Raw genomic sequence first — 811 nt, forward strand, 5'->3', positions numbered from 1 at the left:
ACCGCACACATCAAAACGAGTTCTCGAAATTCACCGTACCAGGTTCGCGCACGCACGGCGTCGCCGAGCGTGCGCTTAATCGTCGAGAAGACGCTCTCACACATCGCTCGTTTGCGGTACAGAGGCCCATCGATCCGCGCATTGTGCGCGTGATCGATGGGCCGGAACTCACGATGTTTGATTAGCGGTCTCACGCCTTCTTCGCGGAGTTTCTCGCGTAACTCCATCCAGTCGTAGCCTTTGTCGGCGGCGAGGCTGGCGAGGTCGCCCGTGTTGCGGCGGGCGACCTGCCAGCCGAGCTGTGTGTCGTGCGTTTTCTCGGTCGTACAGTGAACGTCCAGAATCGCGTGATTCTCTGTGTCCACGAGAGCGGTTGTTTTGAGCGTTTGAACGCGGTAATTCGTCCGCCGACAGTAGTGTTTGCTGGCGTTTTCGCGGTCAAAGAACGTCGCGTCGATCGCGGCGTGACCGCTCGGGTCGTGCAGCTGCGCCGACAGGCGCAGCAGCACTCGCCAGAGTGCTGTCTTGATCCTGTCAAACCACTTCACTAGCGTCGAGTGATGCGGGAGATCGGCCGCCTCGAGGCCGATCTCCCCGAGTATATGTGGCATCTCGCTCAGCAGATCAAGGGCTTCCCGGTAGGACTTCTCCAGGTAAACCCGAAGACAATGGAGCGACACAACCGCATATTCGGCGAAGCCGCCACCCCTTTCGGGGGCGGCGACTTCGCCTCGGCCACCAACAGCATTTTTAGCTAACTGAACGACTTTGCTCGTGAAGCGGGAGATCTTCGACATGGACATCGGCGGTT

At 59.3% G+C, this 811-nt stretch carries 1 protein-coding gene; it reads right to left on the bottom strand.

Annotation, left to right across the window (positions count from 1 at the left end; translation table 11 throughout):
* Positions 1–797 (bottom strand): IS5 family transposase (locus ACFR9U_RS21315; protein ID WP_379815122.1); only part of this gene is annotated, 797 nt, incomplete at its 3' end.
* Positions 798–811 lie beyond the last annotated feature (14 nt).

The sequence above is a fragment of the Halorientalis brevis genome, from assembly GCF_042678165.1.
Taxonomy (GTDB): domain Archaea; phylum Halobacteriota; class Halobacteria; order Halobacteriales; family Haloarculaceae; genus Halorientalis; species Halorientalis brevis.